Annotated in this window: 23 protein-coding genes; 3 read left to right on the top strand and 20 right to left on the bottom strand. The window is 47.6% G+C overall.

What is annotated here, in order from left to right; genetic code table 11:
- Window positions 1-156 precede the first annotated feature (156 nt).
- From DWY63_RS14130 to DWY63_RS14085, 10 genes are all read right to left on the bottom strand, one after another.
- Complete coding sequence (locus tag DWY63_RS14130) at window positions 157-324, bottom strand: Flp1 family type IVb pilin (protein WP_022461946.1); 168 nt, start codon at window positions 322-324, stop codon at window positions 157-159.
- Window positions 325-374: 50 nt separating this feature from the next.
- Entirely contained in the window at window positions 375-1,673 is a 1,299-nt protein-coding gene (locus DWY63_RS14125) for a type II secretion system F family protein (RefSeq protein ID WP_055226608.1), read from the bottom strand.
- A 71-nt stretch (window positions 1,674-1,744) separates the two neighbouring features.
- Window positions 1,745-2,545, bottom strand: coding sequence for a type II secretion system F family protein (locus DWY63_RS14120; protein ID WP_117802473.1), 801 nt, complete (start codon window positions 2,543-2,545; stop codon window positions 1,745-1,747).
- Window positions 2,542-3,720, bottom strand: a complete 1,179-nt coding sequence (locus tag DWY63_RS14115) for a CpaF family protein (RefSeq protein ID WP_055226604.1) — start codon at window positions 3,718-3,720, stop codon at window positions 2,542-2,544. The genes DWY63_RS14120 and DWY63_RS14115 overlap by 4 nt, the downstream gene beginning before the upstream one ends.
- Window positions 3,717-4,754: a hypothetical protein gene (locus DWY63_RS14110; protein WP_226906364.1), complete on the bottom strand. Its 1,038-nt coding sequence runs from the start codon at window positions 4,752-4,754 to the stop codon at window positions 3,717-3,719. The genes DWY63_RS14115 and DWY63_RS14110 overlap by 4 nt, the downstream gene beginning before the upstream one ends.
- A complete protein-coding gene (locus DWY63_RS14105) occupies window positions 4,751-5,278 on the bottom strand; it encodes an A24 family peptidase (RefSeq protein WP_022461951.1) in 528 nt (175 codons plus the stop codon). Before DWY63_RS14105 ends, DWY63_RS14110 begins: the two co-directional genes overlap by 4 nt.
- Window positions 5,279-5,617: 339 nt before the next feature.
- A complete protein-coding gene (gene ybaK / locus DWY63_RS14100) occupies window positions 5,618-6,100 on the bottom strand; it encodes a Cys-tRNA(Pro) deacylase (RefSeq protein ID WP_117509964.1) in 483 nt (160 codons plus the stop codon).
- Window positions 6,100-6,972, bottom strand: a complete 873-nt coding sequence (locus DWY63_RS14095; RefSeq protein ID WP_055226602.1) for an alanyl-tRNA editing protein — start codon at window positions 6,970-6,972, stop codon at window positions 6,100-6,102. The genes ybaK and DWY63_RS14095 overlap by 1 nt, the downstream gene beginning before the upstream one ends.
- 19 nt (window positions 6,973-6,991) lie before the next feature.
- Window positions 6,992-7,519: a cysteine hydrolase family protein gene (locus DWY63_RS14090; RefSeq protein WP_117509965.1), complete on the bottom strand. Its 528-nt coding sequence runs from the start codon at window positions 7,517-7,519 to the stop codon at window positions 6,992-6,994.
- 27 nt (window positions 7,520-7,546) lie between these two features.
- Complete coding sequence (locus DWY63_RS14085; protein WP_022461955.1) at window positions 7,547-8,368, bottom strand: alpha/beta hydrolase; 822 nt, start codon at window positions 8,366-8,368, stop codon at window positions 7,547-7,549.
- Between the two features lie 207 nt (window positions 8,369-8,575).
- On the opposite strand from DWY63_RS14085, the gene DWY63_RS14080 reads away from it, so the two are divergent.
- Window positions 8,576-8,836 carry a DUF1292 domain-containing protein gene (locus DWY63_RS14080; RefSeq protein ID WP_022461956.1) on the top strand — a complete coding sequence of 87 codons (261 nt, stop codon included), beginning with the start codon at window positions 8,576-8,578 and terminating at the stop codon, window positions 8,834-8,836.
- A gap of 321 nt (window positions 8,837-9,157) precedes the next feature.
- On the opposite strand, the gene DWY63_RS14075 is transcribed toward DWY63_RS14080, so the two are convergent.
- Both DWY63_RS14075 and DWY63_RS14070 read right to left on the bottom strand, forming a co-directional pair.
- Window positions 9,158-9,610 (bottom strand): GNAT family N-acetyltransferase, encoded by a 453-nt coding sequence (locus DWY63_RS14075; RefSeq protein WP_117761906.1) that lies wholly within the window; start codon window positions 9,608-9,610, stop codon window positions 9,158-9,160.
- Between the two features lie 16 nt (window positions 9,611-9,626).
- The gene (locus DWY63_RS14070; protein WP_117509967.1) at window positions 9,627-10,961 is read right to left on the bottom strand and encodes a carboxylesterase/lipase family protein; all 1,335 of its coding nucleotides are present in this window, start codon (window positions 10,959-10,961) and stop codon (window positions 9,627-9,629) included.
- 326 nt (window positions 10,962-11,287) lie between these two features.
- Between DWY63_RS14070 and DWY63_RS14065 the strand changes: the two genes are divergently transcribed.
- Together DWY63_RS14065 and DWY63_RS14060 are read left to right on the top strand one after the other, a co-directional pair.
- Entirely contained in the window at window positions 11,288-12,346 is a 1,059-nt protein-coding gene (locus DWY63_RS14065) for a benzoate/H(+) symporter BenE family transporter (protein ID WP_117509968.1), read from the top strand.
- Window positions 12,347-12,372: 26 nt separating this feature from the next.
- The gene (locus DWY63_RS14060; RefSeq protein ID WP_117509969.1) at window positions 12,373-12,942 is read left to right on the top strand and encodes a phosphoribosyltransferase family protein; all 570 of its coding nucleotides are present in this window, start codon (window positions 12,373-12,375) and stop codon (window positions 12,940-12,942) included.
- An 87-nt stretch (window positions 12,943-13,029) separates the two neighbouring features.
- Here DWY63_RS14060 and DWY63_RS14055 read toward each other — a convergent pair whose 3' ends face one another.
- The 8 genes from DWY63_RS14055 to DWY63_RS14020 form a co-directional block, all read right to left on the bottom strand.
- Window positions 13,030-13,353 carry a branched-chain amino acid transporter permease gene (locus tag DWY63_RS14055; RefSeq protein WP_117509970.1) on the bottom strand — a complete coding sequence of 108 codons (324 nt, stop codon included), beginning with the start codon at window positions 13,351-13,353 and terminating at the stop codon, window positions 13,030-13,032.
- Entirely contained in the window at window positions 13,308-13,886 is a 579-nt protein-coding gene (locus tag DWY63_RS14050; RefSeq protein ID WP_117509971.1) for an AzlC family ABC transporter permease, read from the bottom strand. Before DWY63_RS14050 ends, DWY63_RS14055 begins: the two co-directional genes overlap by 46 nt.
- 128 nt (window positions 13,887-14,014) lie before the next feature.
- The gene (locus tag DWY63_RS14045; RefSeq protein WP_117802472.1) at window positions 14,015-15,709 is read right to left on the bottom strand and encodes an AAA family ATPase; all 1,695 of its coding nucleotides are present in this window, start codon (window positions 15,707-15,709) and stop codon (window positions 14,015-14,017) included.
- Between the two features lie 67 nt (window positions 15,710-15,776).
- Window positions 15,777-16,295 (bottom strand): VanZ family protein, encoded by a 519-nt coding sequence (locus DWY63_RS14040; RefSeq protein WP_117802471.1) that lies wholly within the window; start codon window positions 16,293-16,295, stop codon window positions 15,777-15,779.
- Window positions 16,296-16,690: 395 nt separating this feature from the next.
- Entirely contained in the window at window positions 16,691-17,980 is a 1,290-nt protein-coding gene (locus DWY63_RS14035; protein WP_055219311.1) for a glycoside hydrolase family 125 protein, read from the bottom strand.
- 111 nt (window positions 17,981-18,091) lie between these two features.
- On the bottom strand, window positions 18,092-19,543 hold the full coding sequence (locus tag DWY63_RS14030) for an ABC transporter substrate-binding protein (protein ID WP_117509974.1): 1,452 nt from the start codon (window positions 19,541-19,543) through the stop codon (window positions 18,092-18,094).
- Window positions 19,544-19,638: 95 nt separating this feature from the next.
- On the bottom strand, window positions 19,639-20,571 hold the full coding sequence (locus tag DWY63_RS14025) for a carbohydrate ABC transporter permease (RefSeq protein ID WP_117509975.1): 933 nt from the start codon (window positions 20,569-20,571) through the stop codon (window positions 19,639-19,641).
- A 12-nt stretch (window positions 20,572-20,583) separates the two neighbouring features.
- On the bottom strand, window positions 20,584-21,471 hold the full coding sequence (locus tag DWY63_RS14020) for an ABC transporter permease (RefSeq protein WP_055265684.1): 888 nt from the start codon (window positions 21,469-21,471) through the stop codon (window positions 20,584-20,586).
- Between the last annotated feature and the right edge of the window lie 31 nt (window positions 21,472-21,502).

The raw sequence follows: 21,502 nt of genomic DNA, 5'->3' as shown, positions 1-21,502 counted from the left end.
GGGATACAGCTCCTTCCACTTTACTTTTACTTTTTCGAACTTTAGATGCCGTGGATCGGATAAAGGATATACCGAGACACAGATATGCAAATGACATATAGGTCCGTACCGGCTTCTAAATTTTTCTTTGGAGTTCCGTATTGGACATTTTCCCGTTTATACGGTGTTGCTCTGGTTTGTGACCTTCTCCATCAGACTGTTGACCAGACTCACAAGCTGCTTTTTAAAGATTAGTACGAGTCCGATCAGCACAACGAGAATCAGAATCACTTCCACAACACCCACCGCATCTTCCTCTTTCCAGAACTCCGATATCAGCTTCATAATTCCCACCTCCCTCTCTTTACCAGCTGTTGTGGGGATAAAAACATCCCCTATGCATAAAAGGACAAAAATGCCGGAACCGTGAGTATGACCAATACAACCGCAAGCATCATGCCCATCGGAAGAAGAAGCTTTGTCGATGCCTTTTCTCCTGTTGTTTTCGCCTGCCTTCTTCTCTCCTCAAAGGCCTCCTGCGATTCCTGTTTCAATAATTCCAGCAGTCCTTTACTGCCTTTTTTCAGGTTCTGCGTCAGCAGAACAGCAAGGGAACGATACGCTCCGGTTCCCATACGCATTCCCATGCGCTGGTACGCTTCCTGCTCGGAAACACCGTTTTCCATCTCCTGGCAGGTAAATACAATCTCTTCATAGGCAAAACGTTTCTGCCCGCCAAGCGCCAGATTTTTCCGGTAATCCACTGCAATCCGCTCGAGTACTTTCCGCATCCCAAGCCCGGCACCCAGAAGAAGAACCATTTTGCTGACAATTTCGGGATAATCCCGCAGCATCTGTTCTTCTCTTTTCTGCCTTGCTTTTTCTTCTTCCCTTCCTTTTGCCGCCCAGCAGACTGCTCCTGCCGCCGCGGCAAGTGCCATCAGCTCCAGACCTGTCAGATCCGGCACTTTTGACCATGTTACAGTTTCTCCGTTCAGTGTCTCCGGCAGATAATAGGCTGTTTCTTCGGGATGTGCTTCGTTTTCTTTTTCCACTGCTTTTTTCAGTGCCCTAAGAACCGCATCCCGCCCTTTTATCTCCGGTGGATAGACCTGAACCTTCCGTATATATTCTGTTGTTTCCCCCTGAAGTTCCAGTTCCGCTTTCAGCGTAACCTCCACTCCTTCTTCGGGAATCTCGTCTGACAGCAAACCCCGGCTGTCAATCAACAACGGCCTGTCTGTTTCCCAGCTAAGCGCCACCGGGCTTCCCGGTATTTCCGTAACCAGATCCATGTTTCTGTTTACCGTATGAAAAGACAGATTCTCACCTAAGATGATTTCATCCAGCGCCTCTATCGCCGCACTGAACGCCTCTTCTATCTCTTCTGCGCTGTAAGCTCTTGCAGGTACAGACAGTGTAATTCTTTCCGGTTTCTGATTTCCAACAGAAACCTCAAGTTTTTCCTCTGTCGGTTGGCTGCCTAAGGCACCCCGTTCCAGTTGAAGTTCCGCTTTTTCATCTCCTGAAACTTTTCGCACTCCGATCGGAAGGCAGAGTGCAGTGCCCGCTATAAACCCTGTCGCTGCAAGGCAGAAAATCCGTCTCACCAATTTGTGATCTTCCGCCTTTTTTCTCATCCGGAAATACCAGATGAACAGCCCCGCCCATGCGGTCAGACAAATCCACAACATTTGATTCCTCCCCTTTTTTGCGGACGAATCGTTATGATTCGCAGTCTTACTTTTTAAACTTCAATTGCTTCTTAAAACTCAATGTCCAGAATCTTCTTTCCAAGCACCCATGCCGCCAGATACACGGCAAGGCATCCGCTCATGAAGAAAACCCCGATTACATTCCCATACATCACACTTAAGAATTCCGGAAAGGAAAGCTGTACATATCCCAGAATTCCAAACGGCACAACACTCATAATATTCTGCTCGAACCGCCGGGAAGAAACGCCCGCACGGATTTCCCGCATCATGTCAATTCTCGTACAGAAAATATCCCACGTATTCTGAAAGATCTCGCAGACATTTCCTCCTGTCCGCTTCGCAATCACCAGTACACTTGCAAACGTCGCAATATCGTCAATGCGGCTTCGCACCGCAAGATCCTGAAACAGTTGTTCCACCGGCACGGAAATCATCATTTTATGACGCATCCGGCGCAGTTCCTGTACCAGAATGTTTTCTTTTCCCAGCGACTGTTCCAGCTGTCCTGCCGCCTCCAGCACTGCATTTTCCATGGAATAGCCGGAACGCAGTGCCGTGTGCATCCACGCAATCAGATCCCGGAAGCTGTCGTACAGCTCCTCTTTCCGTCTCTGAATCCGGTTTTTCCGATACGTGTGAAAACATACGATTCCAACCGGAACCACAGCAATGCATGCCCACCACGCCCGGTAACAGAGCAGGTTCACAGCGGCGGCAATCCCAAGACTGATTCCCGCTATTTCGAGATATTCCCGACCGGTAAATTCCCAGGTCTGATAGTCGATCCCCTTCGTCTCCTTCTCCTCTGCCATGCCCGTCTTTGCCTGGCTTCCCTCACGTATTCTCATCCTGTTTTCCCCTCCAGTTTTTCTCTGTGTACCAGTTCGCCTGTCTTTTGCAGGCCTCTCCCATATTCTCTTCGAAACAAAGAAACCGTTTTGATTTCGTCCTCCTCCATCCCTGTGATCTCTGCGATCTCCTCCACCCGACGGCTTCCATCCTCTCCGCGTCCTAAATGCACGAGAATTTCGATTCCCGATGCAATCTGGCGGCGGATTGCTTCCAACGGGAGCTGCACTCCCATCAGCACCATCGTTTCCAGACGGGAGATCATATCTTTCACGCTGTTTGCATGTGCCGTGCTCAAAGATCCCGCATGCCCGGTATTGAGTGCGGATAATAATTCAAACGTTTCCGCTCCGCGCACTTCACCGATAATTACGCGGTTCGGCCGCATACGCAAAGCTGCGCGGATCAGATCGCGGATCGTAATTTCTGTTCCTGATTCCAGATTTGCCTCTTTTGCTTCCAGCCGCACCAGATTCTCCACACCCTGGATCTGCAGCTCTGCATTGTCTTCGATGGTTATGATGCGCTCGCCCTTTGGAATGTAGGCGGAAAGCACATTCAGAAATGTCGTTTTGCCAGATCCGGTCGCCCCGCCGATCATCATACTGTAGCGGGTCCGGACGAGAGCCTGCAGAAACTCTGCCGCCTCTTTTGTAATACTCCCGATGGAGACCAGAAATTCCATCGTCACCGCCTGCTCCGGAAAGCGGCGGATGGTCAGAATCGGTCCGTTTAATGCGACCGGTTTCATGACAACGTTGACGCGGTCTCCATTTTCCAGCCGTGCATCCACAATCGGATTCTGTTCATTCACCACGCGGTTGCACCGGCCTACAATCTGCTGAATCACATCCTCCAGCTTTTCTGCGGAGGTAAAGCTTTTGCCGTATCTCTCGATTCTGCCGTTCCGTTCCACGAAGATATGCTGATAACCGTTTACCATAATTTCGGTAATTCCCGCATCTTCCAGCAGCTCCTGCAGGACATCGAGCCTCCGCACACTGTAGAACAGCTGTCTGCGCAGCTCCGCCTTCTGTGCCACCGGAAGATACCGTGTTTCTTCTTCCCCTAAAATCAGACCGTCAATCTCTTCGAGAACCTCTCCGTCATCCGGTTCGGATGCGATATCGATCCGCTCCATCAGTTTTCTCCGCAGAATTTCCGGCATTGTCATGTTTCTTCTCCTCTTCTGCCGTCCCGCAGAATCTGACGCACATAGTCGCCCAGCTCGCTCCAGACAAGCTCCTCAAAGTAGGCTTTTCCCGTCCGGTTTGCCGTGTGGAACGGAACGTGGATTTTCCGCATCTTGTCCAGCACCGACTGGCAGTCCCACCGGCGCAGCAAATTTTCAAACTGCTCCATTTTTGCCGCAGAAATCACATCATTCCTTATCGGAACGTAAATTTCATTGCAAAAATCCAGGATCTGATACAAATCCGCCACGCCATCCCCGAGGTCGAGAATCAGCACTTCATAACTGCTGTTCTTCTCAATCTCCTGAAACAGCCATTTCCATTCTTCATATTTTGCAGTCTGAATGTCCATCGGCGATGCGGCGGGCGGCAGATAATCCAGGTTCTGCATCGACTGGACCATTCCGCCCAGTTTGTAGATGATGCCCTGATTTTCCTGTCTCGCATAATACAGAATATCGCTCATCCCCCTGTCGTAACTGCATTCCAGCAGCCGTTCAAATCCGGAATAGCTCTCCATATTGAGATACAGCACTGCCCGCTCTTTTGCCAGAATCTGCCCCATCGTCAGGGCAAACGAGGTCTTCTGCGTCCGTCCGACCGGCGAATAAATGCCGATGATGCGCATTTCCTTTTTCGGCAGCAGTGCAGGCGATGTATCGACACCATTTTCTACGCCGTAGCACGCCATGACCTCGCGGATCACCTTTTCCGACGACTGGTATTTGTAGACCGCCGGATACTGATCCAGCACCGGACTGTGTACGCCCTCAGACAGAATGATAATCTGACGGATCGGATACCGGCGGATCTCTTCTTTCATCGCTTTATCCGAAATCAGAAGAATCTCTGTTTCGTTATTCTTTGCGAACTCCAGGAACATCTCTGCACTGGAAAACGCATGCACTTCGAACGGAATATTTCTCTTCTGGTTCAGATATTCCATAAAATTGCGTGCATATTCCATTTCCGTATCACAGACTGCAAAAACACTCTTTTTCTTTGCAGTATTCAATAAAATCCCCCAATCCAGAGCAGCACTCCCATCAGCACGGGAACGGAAAAATGGATGCACTCCATGCCCCACTTCCCATCGTAATAGGGAACCGGCTCTGTTTTTTTCTGGTATTTTCTTTTGGTAAAATAAGTTTGGAAATAATTGAAAAATTTGGTAAGACGCTGCGGTAAATTTCCGCAGACGAGAATGATTCCGATAGATAAGACCGCTCCAGACAGGAACGACACAATCATACATTTCAGGATCGCCGGTACACCGAGAAAGCCTCCAACAGCGGATAGGAGTTTGATATCTCCCGCGCCCAGCATATGAAAATAGAACAGAATGTAAAGTGCGAGTATCGGGAAAAGCATCCCAAAAAGAAAAATACCCGCTCCCGCGGCGCCATAGCGGATGAGCTGTGTAACCAACCCGGCGATCCATGCGGTGATAATCCATTCATTTGCAATTCTGCGTGTTCTTAAATCCATCCATACCGCCCCTGTCGCAACTGTCAGTACCAGACAGTGCTGCAAAGACATTTTGTCTCTCACCTCCCGTTTCGTTTGGGTCAACTTGATTGTGAGGTCATTATAGTTGCCTCTTTTCGATTTGTCCAGCGGTTTTCGGCAACTTTTTCCGGTTTGTGAATTGCCTCCAAAAACGGGATGAAAATTTCTCACACCAAAAAGAAAAATCGTGTGAAAGGTTTTCCGTTTTTCGCGGATTCGTAGAATCGTATCGCAATTTCGCCGCTGCTTTTTGGCTATTATTTTATGATCCTTTTTTGCAAGAAATTTTCCAGCCGCATCACAGCAAAAAGAAACAGACCAGAACTTTTTTCTTCGTTCTGGTCTGCTTCCATACAGTTTTTTCTGTTTTTACTGAATAAAATCCGCAAACTCCGCTCTGCTGACCTTCTTCAGATCCTCCGGCGCCATGCACAGCGTGGTTCCGATTCTTCCCCCGCTCACGTAAACCTTGTCAAAATTCGCCGCACATTCCTGAATCACGGTCGGATACTGTTTTTTCATTCCGATCGGGCTGCATCCGCCGCGGACGTATCCGCTGACTGCAGTGATATCTTTGACATGGATCATCTCGATGGATTTCTCCCCCACCGCTTTTGCGGCTTTTTTCAGGTCTACTTCCTCTGCAATCGGAAGCACCAGCACGTAATACTGTTTGCTTTTGCCCTGCGCCACAAGCGTTTTAAACGACTGCTCGACCGGCGCGCCGGTTTTCTCTGCTGTGTGAAGCCCGTCGATAAATTCATCGCATTCATATTGAAGAACTTCGTATTTGATTTTCTGGCGGTCCAGAATCCGCATTGCATTTGTTTTGATTTCTTTTTCTTTTGCCATTATTTTCTCTCCGGTGCTCCCTGCAGTGCATACAGTTCTTTTTTGAGCTGTTTGATTTCTTTTTTCATCTCAATATTTTTCTGTTTCAGCCGTACGACAGCATCCCCGGCTTCTTCCGGTTTTACAGAAAGTAAACGTGCAATGCCGAGGGTATTGATGTGTTTTAAGCAGTAATCCGCATACGCTTTTTCACCGGAAAGCATGGTCACGCGGACGCCGCCTTTGTATTTCTGGGCACTTAAGATTTTGATCAGACGGATTTCCCCTGTTTTTGCAACGTGGGTTCCGCAGCACGCACAGCTGTCGCAGCCTTCGATCGTCACAATCCGCACCTGGCCCTCGATCTCTTTTTTGCTCCGGTAATCCATGGTTTCCAGCTCTTCCTTTGACGGATAACTGATCGTAACCGGAACATTTCGAAGCACGGCTTCGTTTGCCTCCTGCTCCACATCGTAGAGCTGCTCCTCGGTCAGAACGCCGTCAAAATCAACGGTAATGACATCACTTCCCATATGGAATCCAACGTTGTTGAAACCGTAAATCCGATGCACGATACCTGACACGATATGCTCTCCGCAGTGATTCTGCATATTGGAAAAACGTTTTTCAAAGTCAAGTTTTCCAACTACCGTTTTGCCCGGCTCGAGCGGCGCTTCCACGGTATGCCAGATTTCGCCGTCGATTTCCTGTACATCCGTTACAAAAATCCCATCCAGTGTTCCCTCATCTGCCGGCTGGCCGCCGCCCTCCGGGAAAAATGCGGTCTGATCCAGCAGCACGCGGTACATGCCGCCCTCGCAGACGCTCCGTTCTACGGTTGCCTCAAATTCACCCAGGTACGCATCCTGATCAAATAATCTTGTTGTGCTCATAATTTTTCCTCTTTTCCGTCTATTCGTTTACAATGTCAATCTGGCACATTTTCATAGCTTCCAATGCATTTTTATGACTCTGCGGCGTTACGCCCGCGCACGCGGATGCATCGACAGAAATCGGCACTTCCGGATAAAATGCTTTCAGCAGCATGGCATTGGAAATCACGCAGATGTCGGTGCAGAGTCCCACGAGTTCAATGAATTCCGGCACGCCGCCTGCCAGTTTTTCGATCTCCTCCGGCAGATTTTTTGCACCGAAGGTGATTTTATTCATCACCACGGCCTGTTTTTTCTCCGCCATTTTCTGAATTGTATCCTGCAGTGCATGACCCTTCGTTCCTTCGATACAATGCTCTACCGGAAGTTTTCTGCCCTCGGACGTTTCCAGATAATCCGCAAAATGGGTATCTCTGGTGCAGATAACAGCTCCGTCAAACGAATCCATCACCTCTGCAACGCGGTCAACAATCCCGACCGCCTCTTTCGTGCCGAGACTTCCGTCGATAAAATCATTCTGCATATCTACTACAATTAATACTTTCATCTTTGTTCTCCCTTCTGGGACATTTTTTTATAAATGCTGCATCCAGCTCAGTGCCAGTGAAATCCAGCTCTGGCACTCTTCGCGTACTGCGTTCTGGTATTCATAGCTCTGTGTCTCCTCGCTTGCAAGGCCAAGGCCGTGGCCGCCGACCGGATAAATATGCATTTCTACCGGAATCTCCAGTGCATGCAGTGCAGTAAAGAACAGAATGGAGTTTTCTACCGGCACGCAGTCGTCCGGCGCGGTATGCCACAGGAAGGTCTTCGGCGTATCGAGGCTGACCTGATTCTCGAGAGACATCTCGTCTACCAGCTCATCGTACCGGTCTCCCAGCAGATTGGTGAAGGATCCGCGGTGCGCTTTCGGACCGGATGTGATAACCGGGTAGGATAACAGCAGACCGTTCGGACGAAGCTGCTCTGCGTCTACGCCAAGTTCTTCTGCAAGGAATGTTTTCTTTTTCCAGAACACACCGTACGATGCTGCCAGATGGCCGCCTGCGGAAAATCCCGCTACTACTACTTTGTTCGGATCAATATGATATTCTGCCGCATGCTCCCGCAGATGTGCAACGGTCCAGGCAAGCTGGCGGAGTGCCGTCGGATAGTGAGCTGCCGGAGCAACACTGTAATGCAGAACAACAGCGTGGTAACCGGCTCCGACAAACTTCAGCGCAATCGGCTCTGCCTCACGCTCGGACACCCATTCATAACCGCCGCCCGGGCAGATCACGATGACCGGACGCACGCGTTCCGGAGCAATCTCACGCGAGTTGTCCAGAAAATACGTATATAATTTTGCAGTTTCTTCTGTATCTTTTACTTTGACATCTAATACCTGATAATTCATAAGTTCTTCCTTTCACCCAATTTTTCCGGGTACGGCCACAGCCGCCAGTTTTTACTCTGTTGTCATTATACCGTATCGGCGCAAAATATCAAGCGTATCGCACCAGACACTTTTTTCTTTTCAAATCCAATTGCTCATAGTATAATAAATTTATATTTGCATGTTTTTGAGCGGCAAAAATAACACACAAAGGAGTATATTGCAATTATGGATTCCAATCTTATTGTCCTTACCGATCAGGACGGAAATTCTGTCCGTTTTGAGCTTCTGGATATCGTAGAATACAAGGAGGATGAGTACGCAGTTCTCTATCCGGCCGACGGCGGCGATGACGAACCGGTACACATTCTGCGCATCATTTCCGAGAATCTCGATGTCAACGAAGCCGAGTTCGAAGGCCTCGATGACGATGAACTGATCGACACCATTTATCAGATCTTCCGCGAGCGCAACGATCTGGACGACTGATTCTGCCACGCAAAAAGAGCAGCATTTTTACCTTTCACACGTCGGTAAAATGCTGCTCTTTCTTTATTCTAATTTTTCCTCTTTCTTTGTTTCAATCCACAGTCGGTAATTTCACAGAGTCTGACATGTCAGCAGAATGCTGACTGTGGTTTGCCTCATGTCAGTGGGGGATACCGATTTCTCTCCGCCCGCCACTGCCGTTAACTTTCTTATTTGCAATTCATCTCACCACCTATAGAGGTGAGAGAATCCTTGCTATTATTTGTTGAATATTTTTCCAATATCGCAGCCAGTGGAGAGAATATCTCTTTCTGAGGGACATTACAATTTATACTGCATAAAATTCCCATTGTGCACAAATCCAAAATCTGTATACAACTTAACGCCCATATCCGATGCCGTAATCTGTATTGTTCCGCATCCATATTCTTTTGCATCTTCTATCACACGGGACAGCAATTCTTTTGCAATACCTCTTCTTCGATACGCCGGATCTGTAAACATACTGGACAGTAATCCAATTCTGCCGCTCGGGCATCCAAAGTATGGCGGTTTTTCTACAAATGACATTCCACTTGTTGCGATGATGCTCTCTCCGTCAACAGCAATCCAGGATACAAAAGTACCATCCGCCATATGACGTTCATAGTAATCTTTTAACGCAGGTGCTAAATCAATTTCTTCTTTTGCCCCCTCTTCGCGAAGCTGATGGATTCTCATCTGAATGAAAAAATCCAGTTCCTTTTGGGTAAGTCTTTTATATTCGATTGCCATTTTTATTTCCTTCTGCTTATTTTCTCACATCCAGCACCTGCACATACGGATCGTCCTTTGTGCATGGTTTCCAGTCGTCTTTTCCCTCTGCGTTCGGGTTTCCGGTTTTCATGAAATTGGTCCAGTCGTCCATCATTTCTTTGCTGAGGGCATAGTCGCCTTCGGTTTTCGGGCGCCAGCTTCGGCCCAGGGTTCCGAACATGTACCAGAGTTCGGAAGAATGGAACGCTCCGGCGTCGTCACCTAACAGGGCACGGGTGAAGTAGTAAACGTAAGCCGGTTTTCTTCCGAGTTTTTCCAGCGCAAGGCTCCAGTTGATGCATCCCTTATAGATGCCGCCGTGCTCGCCTTTTTCTTTCATCTCCGGGAACACGCCGATGTCGTCTGCGGTTGATCCGAGCATGTATGGGATGTCCTTGATTTTTCCTTCGGTTACTGCCTCGTTATAGCCGCAGGTCAGCAGGTGATTGTCGATGTTCGGCACGAAGCTCAGCATTCTCGATGGATTTACGCGGCCAAACTCCTCCTGCAGCTCCACAATTTTCTCAGCCGGAATCGCACGCAGTTCTTCCAGCGATTTTGCTCCGCTAAGCTCTACAAATTCCTGGCCGATGGTTTCCGCCTCAGAAAGCGGCATATCGCGGTTCAGTCCGGTGTCGTAGCCGCCGGCGCTCTGGAAAATGGCTTTGCTGATCCAGTTTTCAGTCAGCGGAGAACTGACGAGTGTCTGTACGCTCATGCATCCCGCGGACTGGCCGAATACGGTGATATTTTCCGGGTCGCCGCCAAATGCTGCGATATTTTCTTTTACCCATTTTAGTGCTGCGATCTGGTCGAGAATCGCGTAGTTTCCGCTTCTTCCGACACCGCTCTCCTCGGACAGCCACGGATGTGCCAAAAATCCGAAAGCACCGAGACGGTAATTGATCGTAACGAGAATCACTCCGCGTTCGCAGTAAGCAGCTCCATCAAATTCGGATTCGTGGCTGAATCCATGCACGAATGCACCACCGTGAATCCAGAAGGCAACCGGCAGTTTTTCATCCGCTGCATTTGCCGGTGTCCAGATGTTTAAGTACAGACAATCCTCACTCTGGTTCATACCAAATTCCGGATCGAGATAAAATTCTTTTCCATAGAAGGAGTCCGGCTCATGCTCGGTCTGCGGGCAGACACATCCGAAATGATCCGCCTTATAAACGCCCTCCCAGCATGCTGGCTCTTCCGGCGGGCAGAATCGTTTTTCGCCTACCGGCGGCTTTGCGTACGGAACGCCGCGGAATACCGTGTAGCCGTCTTTTTGCACACCATGAACCTGTCCATATTTTGTTTTTGTCTCTGTAATTGCCATAAGTAAAAATCCCCTTTCCATTTCTTATAACTGTGATAAAAACCCTCATACAGATTTAGTATAGCAAATCTTTTTCTTCGCTTCTATATGCACAATTCCAAATAATGGCACCCAGTTTTGTAACTATTGATTATTGGTTATGCAGACATTTAAAAATCCTCTTGATTTATTAGCACACAGAAATAATAATATTTTGTATATAAGATTGACTTATTATCACTGACAAAAACCTTTCATGACTGATCTGGTTTACTTTGACCGGTTTTGGTGCTACACTTTTCTTTGCTTCAAAACGACATATTTCATAGTGAGGAGGAGTATTTAGTATGAAAGCCATTTTAACAGATCTTCTGGCAATCATCGGCGTTGTGCTGAATGGTCTGCCGCAGGGTCTTCTTGCTCTGACGTTTGGATTTGCATCGGTTCCGACGGCGCTGGCATTCTTTGTTGGTGCGGTGGGCAATACGATTACGCAGAGTGTCGCACCAATTTCCTTCCAGGCGGAGACGATCACTTACGCCGGAACGGCTGGAAAAGACCGTTCGGAACGCTGTACGATGATTTTTATCGGCGGTGTGATTATGGCTCTGATCGGAGTGTTTGGACTGCTGACAAAAATCGTAAACTTTGTAGGTGAGGATGTTGCCTATGGAATGATGGCCGGTGTCGGTATCATTCTGGTAAAGGCCGCGATCGATATGATCAAGAGTGATGCCATTTCCGGCGGTGTTTCCCTGGCCGCAGCACTGATCACCTATTACTTTACCAAAGACAGTGCCAATACCCTGGTTTATACCATCGTCATTTCCGTTGTAGCATCCTGCATTGCCAATGCATTTTTCAACAAAGAGAAATCCAGCATTGTCGTAGAGGATGATAAATTTGTCCGCCAGAAATTTACAATCAATGCCAACGTAATTCTCGGCGCACTCGGTATGGTCTGCCTGAACATTGGTTCCAACATTTCCTTCGGCGGAATTACCGCAGGAATGGCAACCGGCGGAAATTACAACGTCGATAACCTGACCGTGATTTCTTCCCTGGCCGATATGTTTTCTTCCTTTTTCGGAGGAGCCCCGGTTGAGGCAATCATTTCCGCAACTGCCAATGCACCGCACGCTGTATGGGCTGGTGTCATCATGATGGTTGTGATCGGTGTAATTCTGCTTCTGAAACTGCTTCCGAAAATCGGAAAATTTGTTCCGTCTTCTTCGATCGCAGGTTTCCTGTTTGTACTCGGTATCTTCAAAACCGTTGTACTGGATGCGCCGTCTGCCTTCGCTGTCAATGCAGCCGTCGGCGGAACCACAATGGTTGTCACTGCAGTAACAAACCCGTTCCTCGGAATGCTGGCCGGTGTTGCTGCAAAACTGCTTGGATTATAAATTCAGTAACATAAGAGGAAAATCGTATGAAAGAATACAGCATGGAGCTCTGCGGAGTGAAAAGAACACTTCCATTTATCCCGATCAGTGAGGAGATGGCGTTTGCAAGCTTTGTTGTCCTTGGTGACACCGAGCTGGTAAGTGCATGTGCGCCGGAGCTGGCCGCAAAAATCGGAGAAGTCGATGCCATTGTCACCGCAGAAGCGAAAGGTATTGCCCTAGCGTATGAAGTAAGCAAAGAGCTGGGCCATAAAGAATTTATCGTTGCACGAAAAAGCACAAAATCCTACATGAAAGATGTGGTTTCCGCATCCGTTCATTCGATTACAACAGCGGGTGAGCAGCATCTTTATCTGGATGGAAAAGACGCAGATAAAATCCGCGGCAAACGTGTCTGCCTGCTGGATGATGTCATTTCCACCGGCGAGTCCCTGCACGCACTGGAATGCCTGATGGCGAATGCCAGTGCAGAGGTTGTAAAAAAAGCAGCGATCCTTGCTGAGGGCGATGCTGCTGATCGAAAAGATATTGTATTTCTGCAGAAGCTTCCGTTATTCAAAAAGACGGGCGACGGAGAGTACGAAGTCATCGAATAATTGCCAATCCTTCTAATGCATATAGAGAATAGAAAAACGGTGCAGTTCTGAATTTCTGCCATGAATTCAGAACTGCACCGTTTCTTTTTAAAAGAGACGCAGAAGCATCATATACGAAATGGTTCCAAGAAGGATGGAGACGAGGGTCTGGTGTTTCCATTTGTAGGTGATAAAAACGACCGCTGCTGCGAGCAGTTTCGGTACTGCGGCAGAGATACCGCCGGTGGGAATATCTTTCATACAGTAAATGATCAGTACCGCCATGATGGCAGACGGCAGTGCCTGGCCGAGTCGTTCGAGTGATGCGGGCATTTTACGGCTGCCGGAAAATGCAAGAAACGGGAGTGCACGGAGTCCGAAGGTGATCAGAGCGGAGACAGCGACAGCGTGTGCTTCTCTGCTTTTTCCCATTGGTCAATGAAGATAATGAGAAACAGGGCTGTCATACAGAAATCAAGGCCCGTCAGGTCAAATGGAACGATCTGGCCTAAAATGCCGCCAAGAACCGAACCAACTATCCAATAGCAGCGGCTGAACAGAGCGACGAGGAACATGGTGTCCTCTTTTTCTTTTTTCGGAAGATCTAAGGTACAGTTTACGGCGTATGTCTCATCGGTCATCGTGTGAATCATGTACAGCTTGCGGCGCCCCATCTGTTTGAATTCCTTCAGGAAGGTAATGCTGTAAAAACTCTGGCGGCTGTTCATCAGAAGTGCAGTGAGCGCAATGGTGATGAGGGAAGCGCCGCTAGAAAGAAACGTAATCAGAACGAACTGGAACGCGCCCGTATAGACCGTCAGACTTACCAACAGTGAATCATACCAGGGAAAGCCGGCGGATGCCATCATCATGCCGTAGGCCATGCTGACGAAAACGTAGCTGCAGAAAATCGGGATGGATTTTACGAAAGCAGTTTTTAAGGTAGTGGAAGAAAATCGTTTCATAGATAAAATATCCTCACGTAAAAATAAATTTTAAAAATTAAATTTATCATACTATCTATATCATAGTGAGTCAATAGGAATACCATTTTACGCCAAAAGAAACGGATGACCTTCATCACCCGTTTCTCTCATTCTGCTCCAATCAATACATTCTTCCCCGCAAATGCAAACCCATAATGCCGGATCCTTTCCTGCGGCACGCCAAGGGCCACCAGTTCTGCGTCGTATTTTTTATCCACGATCTGTTTTAAAGCCTCCTGCACCGCATCTTCCAGTGTCTCCTTTTTTACCCGGCTGCAGACTTTAAATTCAATAATAATCGCCGGATCTTTTTCTCTATTCTTCGGAATCATCATCACATCATACCGTCCAAATCCACTTTCCCGATTCGACCGGATCTGATAACACTCCGCACGCTCTGCCATCAGTCCCAGGACGAAGCCATGATAGAATCGTTCCGGCTCCAGACTTTCACTGTTCTCTCCGCCAACGTCAAAATGGCTGAAGGTTGCAAGTGACACTTTATTCATATAATAATTCATCGCTTCCAGATCGCCCTGCATCAGTGCTTTCACAAAGCTGCTGTACCCAGCTTCCGATGCTTCAAACCATCCGCGGAACATATCATCAAACATGCTCACCGTTTCCAGATTGGTGATACGGAGCTGATACCACGGCTTCAAAGTAATTCCACGATACTCCACCTCTTCCGCTTTCAGATAACCGCTCGCGAGCAGCAGACTCCAGATTGCATTTTCATTGTAATCCAGCTGTTCAAACACCATCTGCTCATCAAAGTTCACCGTGACTGCCTGTCCGTTCAGTAGATCTTCCATATACTCTTTGATTTCCGGCGAGGCGGTGCGGATCAGCTTTCCTGCCAGACCGTTCGAACTCGTATCTGCCCAGTACGGGCGCAGTTTCTTTTCTTTTAAATAATTGGTAATCGACCATGGATTGTAGATATCGCGGTGTCCGCCAAAGATAAATCCATCATACCACTGCTTCACAACGTCCTTTTTGTCTCCCATTCCGAACTCGTCCAGAGATGCAAAAACTTCCTTTTCGGTAAATCCAAAACAGTCCGCATACAGATCCGATGTCGTCGTCACCACACGCAGATTATTTAAGTCAGAAAAAATACTTTCTTTCGAAACCCTCGTGATTCCGGTCATCATCGCACGTTCCAGATAAGGATTCGTTTTAAACGTCGCATTAAACAGACTCCGCACAAACGTTGTAAATTCCGCCCAGTAGCCATGGACATACGCTTCCTGCATCGGCGTGTCGTACTCATCCAGCAGAATAATCACTCTTCTGCCGTAATACCGCGCCAGATACATACTCATATTATTGAGTGCCGCTGCGGCCTCCGCATCACCCATATGCAGATTGACCTCGTTGTATGCTTTCTTCTCATTTCCGCTCAGCAGATCCCCATCCAGAAGATAACGGTTTTCTTCATACACTCTCGCAATCTGCTGTTTGATCTGAATTTTTGCTTCCGAAAGCTGATCTGCTTTCACGGCTGCAAAACTCAAAAAGATCACCGGATACTTTCCCTGCAGTTCCCGATATTTTTCTTCTTTCCAAACGCCAAGTCCTTCAAACAGATCGCCCCGGGCGGCATATTTATTAGAGAAAAAGCAGTCCAGCATACTCATATTCAGTGTCTTGCCAAAGCGGCGGGGGCGGGTGATCAAGGTGATTTCATCTCCGTTTTCCCACCAGTCCTTGATGAAGTGAGATTTATCCACAAAGAAATAATGGTTTTCCCTTAAGGATGCAAAATTCTGTTTTCCTATACTGATTACTTTTTCCATCCATCACACCTGCTTTCGGAATTTGTCCTTTTCTCGATTATACACTATCCTTTCCTGAATTCCAATCTTAAAACATCCCATTCGCCGCAAACGTAAAAAACAACAACGCCAGAAACAGCACTTCCAGCACCGCTCCCAGAATGGTAATGATCTTTCCCGTCTTCTCTTTCCAGATTTTTTTCATCCCCAGATACAATAGAATTCCGATCACCGCGCCAAGCGTATTATCGATCACATCCGTAATATCACTCGCGCCGATCGCAAAAATATACTGCGTCACCTCAAAAAACAGGCTCAGTCCCGATGCAAGGAGAATGCGGTTCTGGATTTCGCTGTCCGGATAGAAGGCTGAGATGCAGAGGCCGAACGGCAGAAAGACCAGCATATTTTCGATAATTTCACTAATCTGCACTTTCCCGTTCACCACAACCGACGCCGCATACGGAATCAGATTAATCCCCCGCAGGTGCGGAATTTCTTCCGGGCGCAAGGCGAATTTGAATAAAATGCACCAGGCAAGCAGCGCCAGGTAAATGCCGAATACCACAAGTAATGCTTTTGATTTTTTCTCGTTTTTCCAGGTCATGTTCTTTCCCCTCTCATCTTCACTTGATAAGAGGATTCTACCAAAACATTCTTAGGATTCCGCTTCTTCTTTTCCAAAGAAATCCCTATAGATTTCCTAAGATTTTCTGATGCTCAGATTCTTTTACATTTCTTCATCATGCCAATTTATTATATCTTTCATATCAATTATATCTTTTACATATCGCAAAAAACTGTGTATAATACCCCGTGGGCAGAGAAAAGAAGCGGGATGAAAATCCCATATTCCCCTGGGACAGCAGTATTCTCCCCACTGCTGTCTCTCCTTTCAGTGAAGGCTGTCGCAGACAGTTTTCTGTGGTGTAGGTAAAAGAGGAGGCCGTGCACTGAGCACAGCCTCCTCTTTTCGTGTTTTTCATCTTTATTTTTTCATCTTTATTTCTTAATCTCATATCCGCAATACTGCATCACCAGCTCACAGAACATTGCGTTTGCCCAGGAGAACCACTCTCTGGTGTAAACGGTCGGATCATCTACGAAAACACCCTCGTGCATCAGTCCTGTACCGCCGTCGGTTGCCATCAGTTCGTGGATCATCTGATGTTTCTCCTCTTTTGTCGGTGCGGTCAGTCCCTCGATGGCTTTGGAGATGTGCCATACGTAGCGGACCGGTGTGTGCGGGCTTCCGATACCGGAAAGCTTCGTTCCTGCATAATAGAACGGGTTTGCCTCGCTTAAGATCAGCTTTCTTGTGTTGTCAGCCACTTCCTGGCTTTCCGGCTCGTAGCCGAGATAGCTCATAGCCAGAAGACTCGGTACATTGGCATCGTCCATCAGATTATACTGGCCAAAGCCGTCTACCTCGTAAGCATAAACATCGCCAAGTCCCCAGATATGGGTGGTACCGTAAGTCTCAATGGCCTGTTTTACGGTCTTTGCCATCTCTTCTGCTTTCTTCGCAATCTCCTCTTTTCCGCCGACGAAATCTGCGATCTCCTTCAGATAATTCAGAACGACAACCGCAAACATGTTGGACGGAATCAGATAACCGTAACGGCAGGAATCATCGCTTGGACGGAAGCCGGACCAGATCAGGCCGATGCCGGATTTTACCTGCGCACCTTTTCCATCGCGGGAAAGCGTATCGGTGTAGGAGCAGTTTTTACGGATGAAGCTGTACGGGGATTTCTCCTCGTGGTTCATTTCAGTCTCAAATACAGTCAGGATTTTGTCAACACCTTCCCAGAAAACCTCGTCAAACTGATCCGTTCTTCCGGTGTTCTTCCAGAACAGATAGGAGAACTGCAGCGGATAGCAGAGAGAATCGATCTCATACTTTCTCTCCCAGATCCACGGTCCCATATCGGTCTCGTCCTTCTCCCAGCAGTTGCCGTTCGGTCCTTCGTTGAATGCGTTTGCGTATGGATCAATGTTGATGCACATAAACTGGCGGCGGATCAGGCCTGCGATCAGGTCAGCCAGCTCCGGGTCGTTCTGCGCCGGAACAAGGTACGGGCGCAGCTGTGCTACCGAGTCACGCAGCCACATGGCCGGGATATCTCCGGTGATGACGTAGGTGCTGCCGTCCTCCATTTTCTTTACGGTTGTGTCGAGGGTATTGGAGTAGCATCGTTCAAACATATCAACGATTTCCGGCTCGTCTTTCAGTTTTTCTCTCAGGCTTAAAATCAGCTCCTGAATGGACTTTGGTAAGGTCTCTTTCATTCTTTTTTCATCCTTTCGCTCAATTTTTCTCATTTCCCGTTATTCTACAACAGGGCATCTCCGCAATCGAAAATGCCCTGTTGTAGTTCTTATAAAATTAATGTATCAGACTTATTTCTGTGCGTCAATCTGTTTCTGAGCTTCTTCGCGGATGGTCTCCCAGCCTGCGGTCTCAAGCTCTGCATCGATTGTTTTTACAAGCTCTCTCGGATCCTGTGCGCCGGTGAATAACTCAGAATAGTATTTCTCATATACGGCACGGCAGTTTGCAAGCTCTGTTTCGATGTTGGAGGTATCCAGGTTGAATCCAAGCATCTCAGACGGAGTTGCTTTCTCGTTCAGCTCTTCTACTTCATCCCACTGGTTGAAGTCAACATCGTCTGTCTGAGTTACGTTGAAGAAAGTACCCTGGGTATATCCGGCCATACCCCAGTCAGTGGTCAGGCGGTGTACCTTATTGTCATCGGTGTACTCGAAGTCTTTTCCTTCTGCTCCATAGTAGAACCAGTCACGTACTTTGGAATCCGTATTTACCAGGTTCAGAAGCTGAAGTGCTTTGTCCGGGTGCTTGCATCCGGAGTAAATACCATTGATGGAACCACGTACAGTTGTGTTGGAAACGACTGTGTTGCCATACTGTACTGCTGAACAATTGGCGATACCATTGTTCGGACCCCATGTTGTTTTTGCAGCGCCGCTCCATCCCTGTGCAACAAAGAACATTGCGTATTTGCTGGAATCATCTGCTGTCGGAGCGTCTCCGTTGATGATGCCCTCCTGATACATTTTACGAACGATATCCAGGTTGGAAAGGATTTCTTCGTCATCCAGCGGATTGACAACGGTCTTGCTGTCATCGCCGTATTTAACGCCGATTGCCGGAAGTCCGGAGCTTAAATCATCGTAGTTCAGGTTCAGCAGGAAGTTTGCACCATTTTTGGACATGAAGTACGGAGATCCGCCTTCGCCCTCTTTTACTGTCTTCAGAGCATCGTACAGAGTATTGAAATCTGTTACAGAATTTACATCAATGTTATATTTGTCTGCAATATCCTGATCCCATACAAAGTACTCGGAAAGGGAGCTGTCTTTGTAGGTCGGTACGCCGTAGATTTTTCCATTTACTTCTACTGCTTTCCAGTAATCTTCCGGAATCATGTCATACAGCTCGGAAGCGTTGTCTTTGAGCAGATCTGTAATGTCCATCAGTGCGCCGGTGTTCACCTCAGAAGAGTAACGGTTCTGGTCGGTGAACAGGATATCGAAATACTCGCCGGAGTTTGTGATAACGCTTCTTCTGTTATCCCAGTCACCCCACGGAACGATTTCCATGTCTACATTAACGCCGATTTTCTCCTCCAGATATGGGTTGATCTGTGCAAGCCACTCATCATAATCCTTCGGCATTCCGTTACCAACCTGAATCCATTTCAGTGTAACAACTTCATCTTTTGCATCACTCTTTGAAGAGCTGCTGCTTCCGTTGCTGCTTCCGCAGCCTGCCAGCATGCCACCGGCCATAACAGCAGAAAGTGCAAGAGCTAAAAACTGTTTCTTTTTCATTGTAGCATCCTCCTGATATAAAATATAGAATGTTGAAATTATCCTTAACCGAAGCCTTTTGCTTCAGTATGAGATCCATAAAGGTAAATGGTCGATCAGCCTTTTACCGCACCGACCGTCAGACCGGAAATGAAGTATTTCTGGAAGAACGGATAGCAGCATGCGATCGGGATGATGATGATGATTGCCATCGCCATACGGGCGCCCTCTTTTGGCATCGAGTTCATGTACTGTGCCGTGGTAACGCCAAGAGACGGGTTGTTTGCCATCACCTCAATATTTCTCTGTACGTGATCCAGCAGAGCCTGCAGGGAATACAGCTTGGTATCGCTGATGTACAGGGAAGACTGGAACCAGTCGTTCCAGTAACCGAAGGTGAGGAACAGGGCGATCGTTGCCATCAGCGGTTTCGACAGCGGCAGGGCGATCTTTCCGAAAATCTGGAACTGGGTTGCTCCGTCGATCTGTGCCGACTCAATGATGGATTCCGGAATGTTGGTCTTGAAGAACGTTTTACAGATAACAACGTTGAACGAAGAAACACAAAGCGGAAGGATCAGCGCCCAGATACTGTTTTTCAGGTTGAGGAACTGTGTGTTAACTACATAAGAAGAAATCATACCACCATTGAAGATCATTGGAATAAAAACGACCATGGTGAAGAATCCGTTCAGTTTGTAGGTGCTTCTGGAAAGAACGTAACCCATCAGCATCGTAAGGGCAACTCCGATTACCGTACCGATAACCGTTACCGCAACGGAAACGCCAAGTGCAGTCACAATCATCTGTCCTTCCCGAAGAAGGAATTTGTAGGAATCCAGCGAGTATGCACTCGGGATAAACTGGTAGCCATTCATCTTGATCGAATGCTCGGAAGAAATCGAGATCATGAAGATGAATACCACCGGGATAATGCAGGCCAGGGCAAGGATCACAAAAATAACATTGAAAATTGCATTTGTAGATCCCTGGATCTGATTTAAATGTGAAGAGGAAGCCAGATCAAGATCTTTTTTCTTTTTTGCCATTTTTGTACCTCCTTAAATAATCGCGCTGTCTTCATCAATCTTCTTCACAATGGCATTGGCAAGAAGGATGGTGATGCAGCATGCAACAGACTGGAAGAATGTTGCCGCAGAAGTCATTCCGATCGGAGTGGAAGACTGCAGTGCGTTGTATACATATGTGTCGATAGTTGCTGTCGTTTTGAAGATCGAACCGCTTGCTCCCTGAGAAAGCTGGAAGAACAGTCCGAAGTCGGAGTAGAAGACCTTTCCGACATTCAGGATGAACATCATGATGATGACACTCTTTAAGCAAGGCAGGGTAATGTGCCATACCTGCTGTCTCTTATTGGCGCCGTCCATAACGGCTGCCTCGTACAGTGTGGTATCAATACCGGAAATGCTGGACAGGTAGATAACCATGTTGTATCCGGTAGATTTCCACAGATACATGAAGATCAGGATAAATGGCCATACACCGGCACTCATGTACCACTGAATCGGTTCCTTGCCTGCATTTCTCATTATACTGTTGATCAGACCGTTGTCCTGGTTCAGGAATGCATCCAGGAAGTAGGAAGCTACAACCCATGACATGAAATATGGGAAGAACATCATCGTCTGATATACCTTCGACGCTCTTTTGTTGTGCAGCAGGCTGATCATGATAGCCAGTCCTACGGAAAATACCATACCAAGAACGATAAATGCAAGGTTATACAGGATTGTGTTTCTCAGGATGACGAACAGGTCGTTGGATCTGATCAGGAACGAAAAGTTTTTGAAGCCGGCCCAGTCACTGTGGAGCAGGTTATAAATGAAACTCTTTCCGCCGGTGATTTTGTAATTCTTGAACGCAATGATCAGACCGAACATAGGCAGGAAGCAGAACAGAATATACCAGATGGTGGTCGGCAGCGCCATGACGGTCAGCTCCGTGTCATTCTTGGTCCAG

Source organism: Blautia sp. AF26-2, from assembly GCF_003460955.1.
GTDB classification, from domain to species: domain Bacteria; phylum Bacillota; class Clostridia; order Lachnospirales; family Lachnospiraceae; genus Fusicatenibacter; species Fusicatenibacter saccharivorans.
The sequence above is the reverse complement of the archived record's forward strand: the minus strand, read 5'-3'. Positions and strand labels throughout refer to the sequence as shown.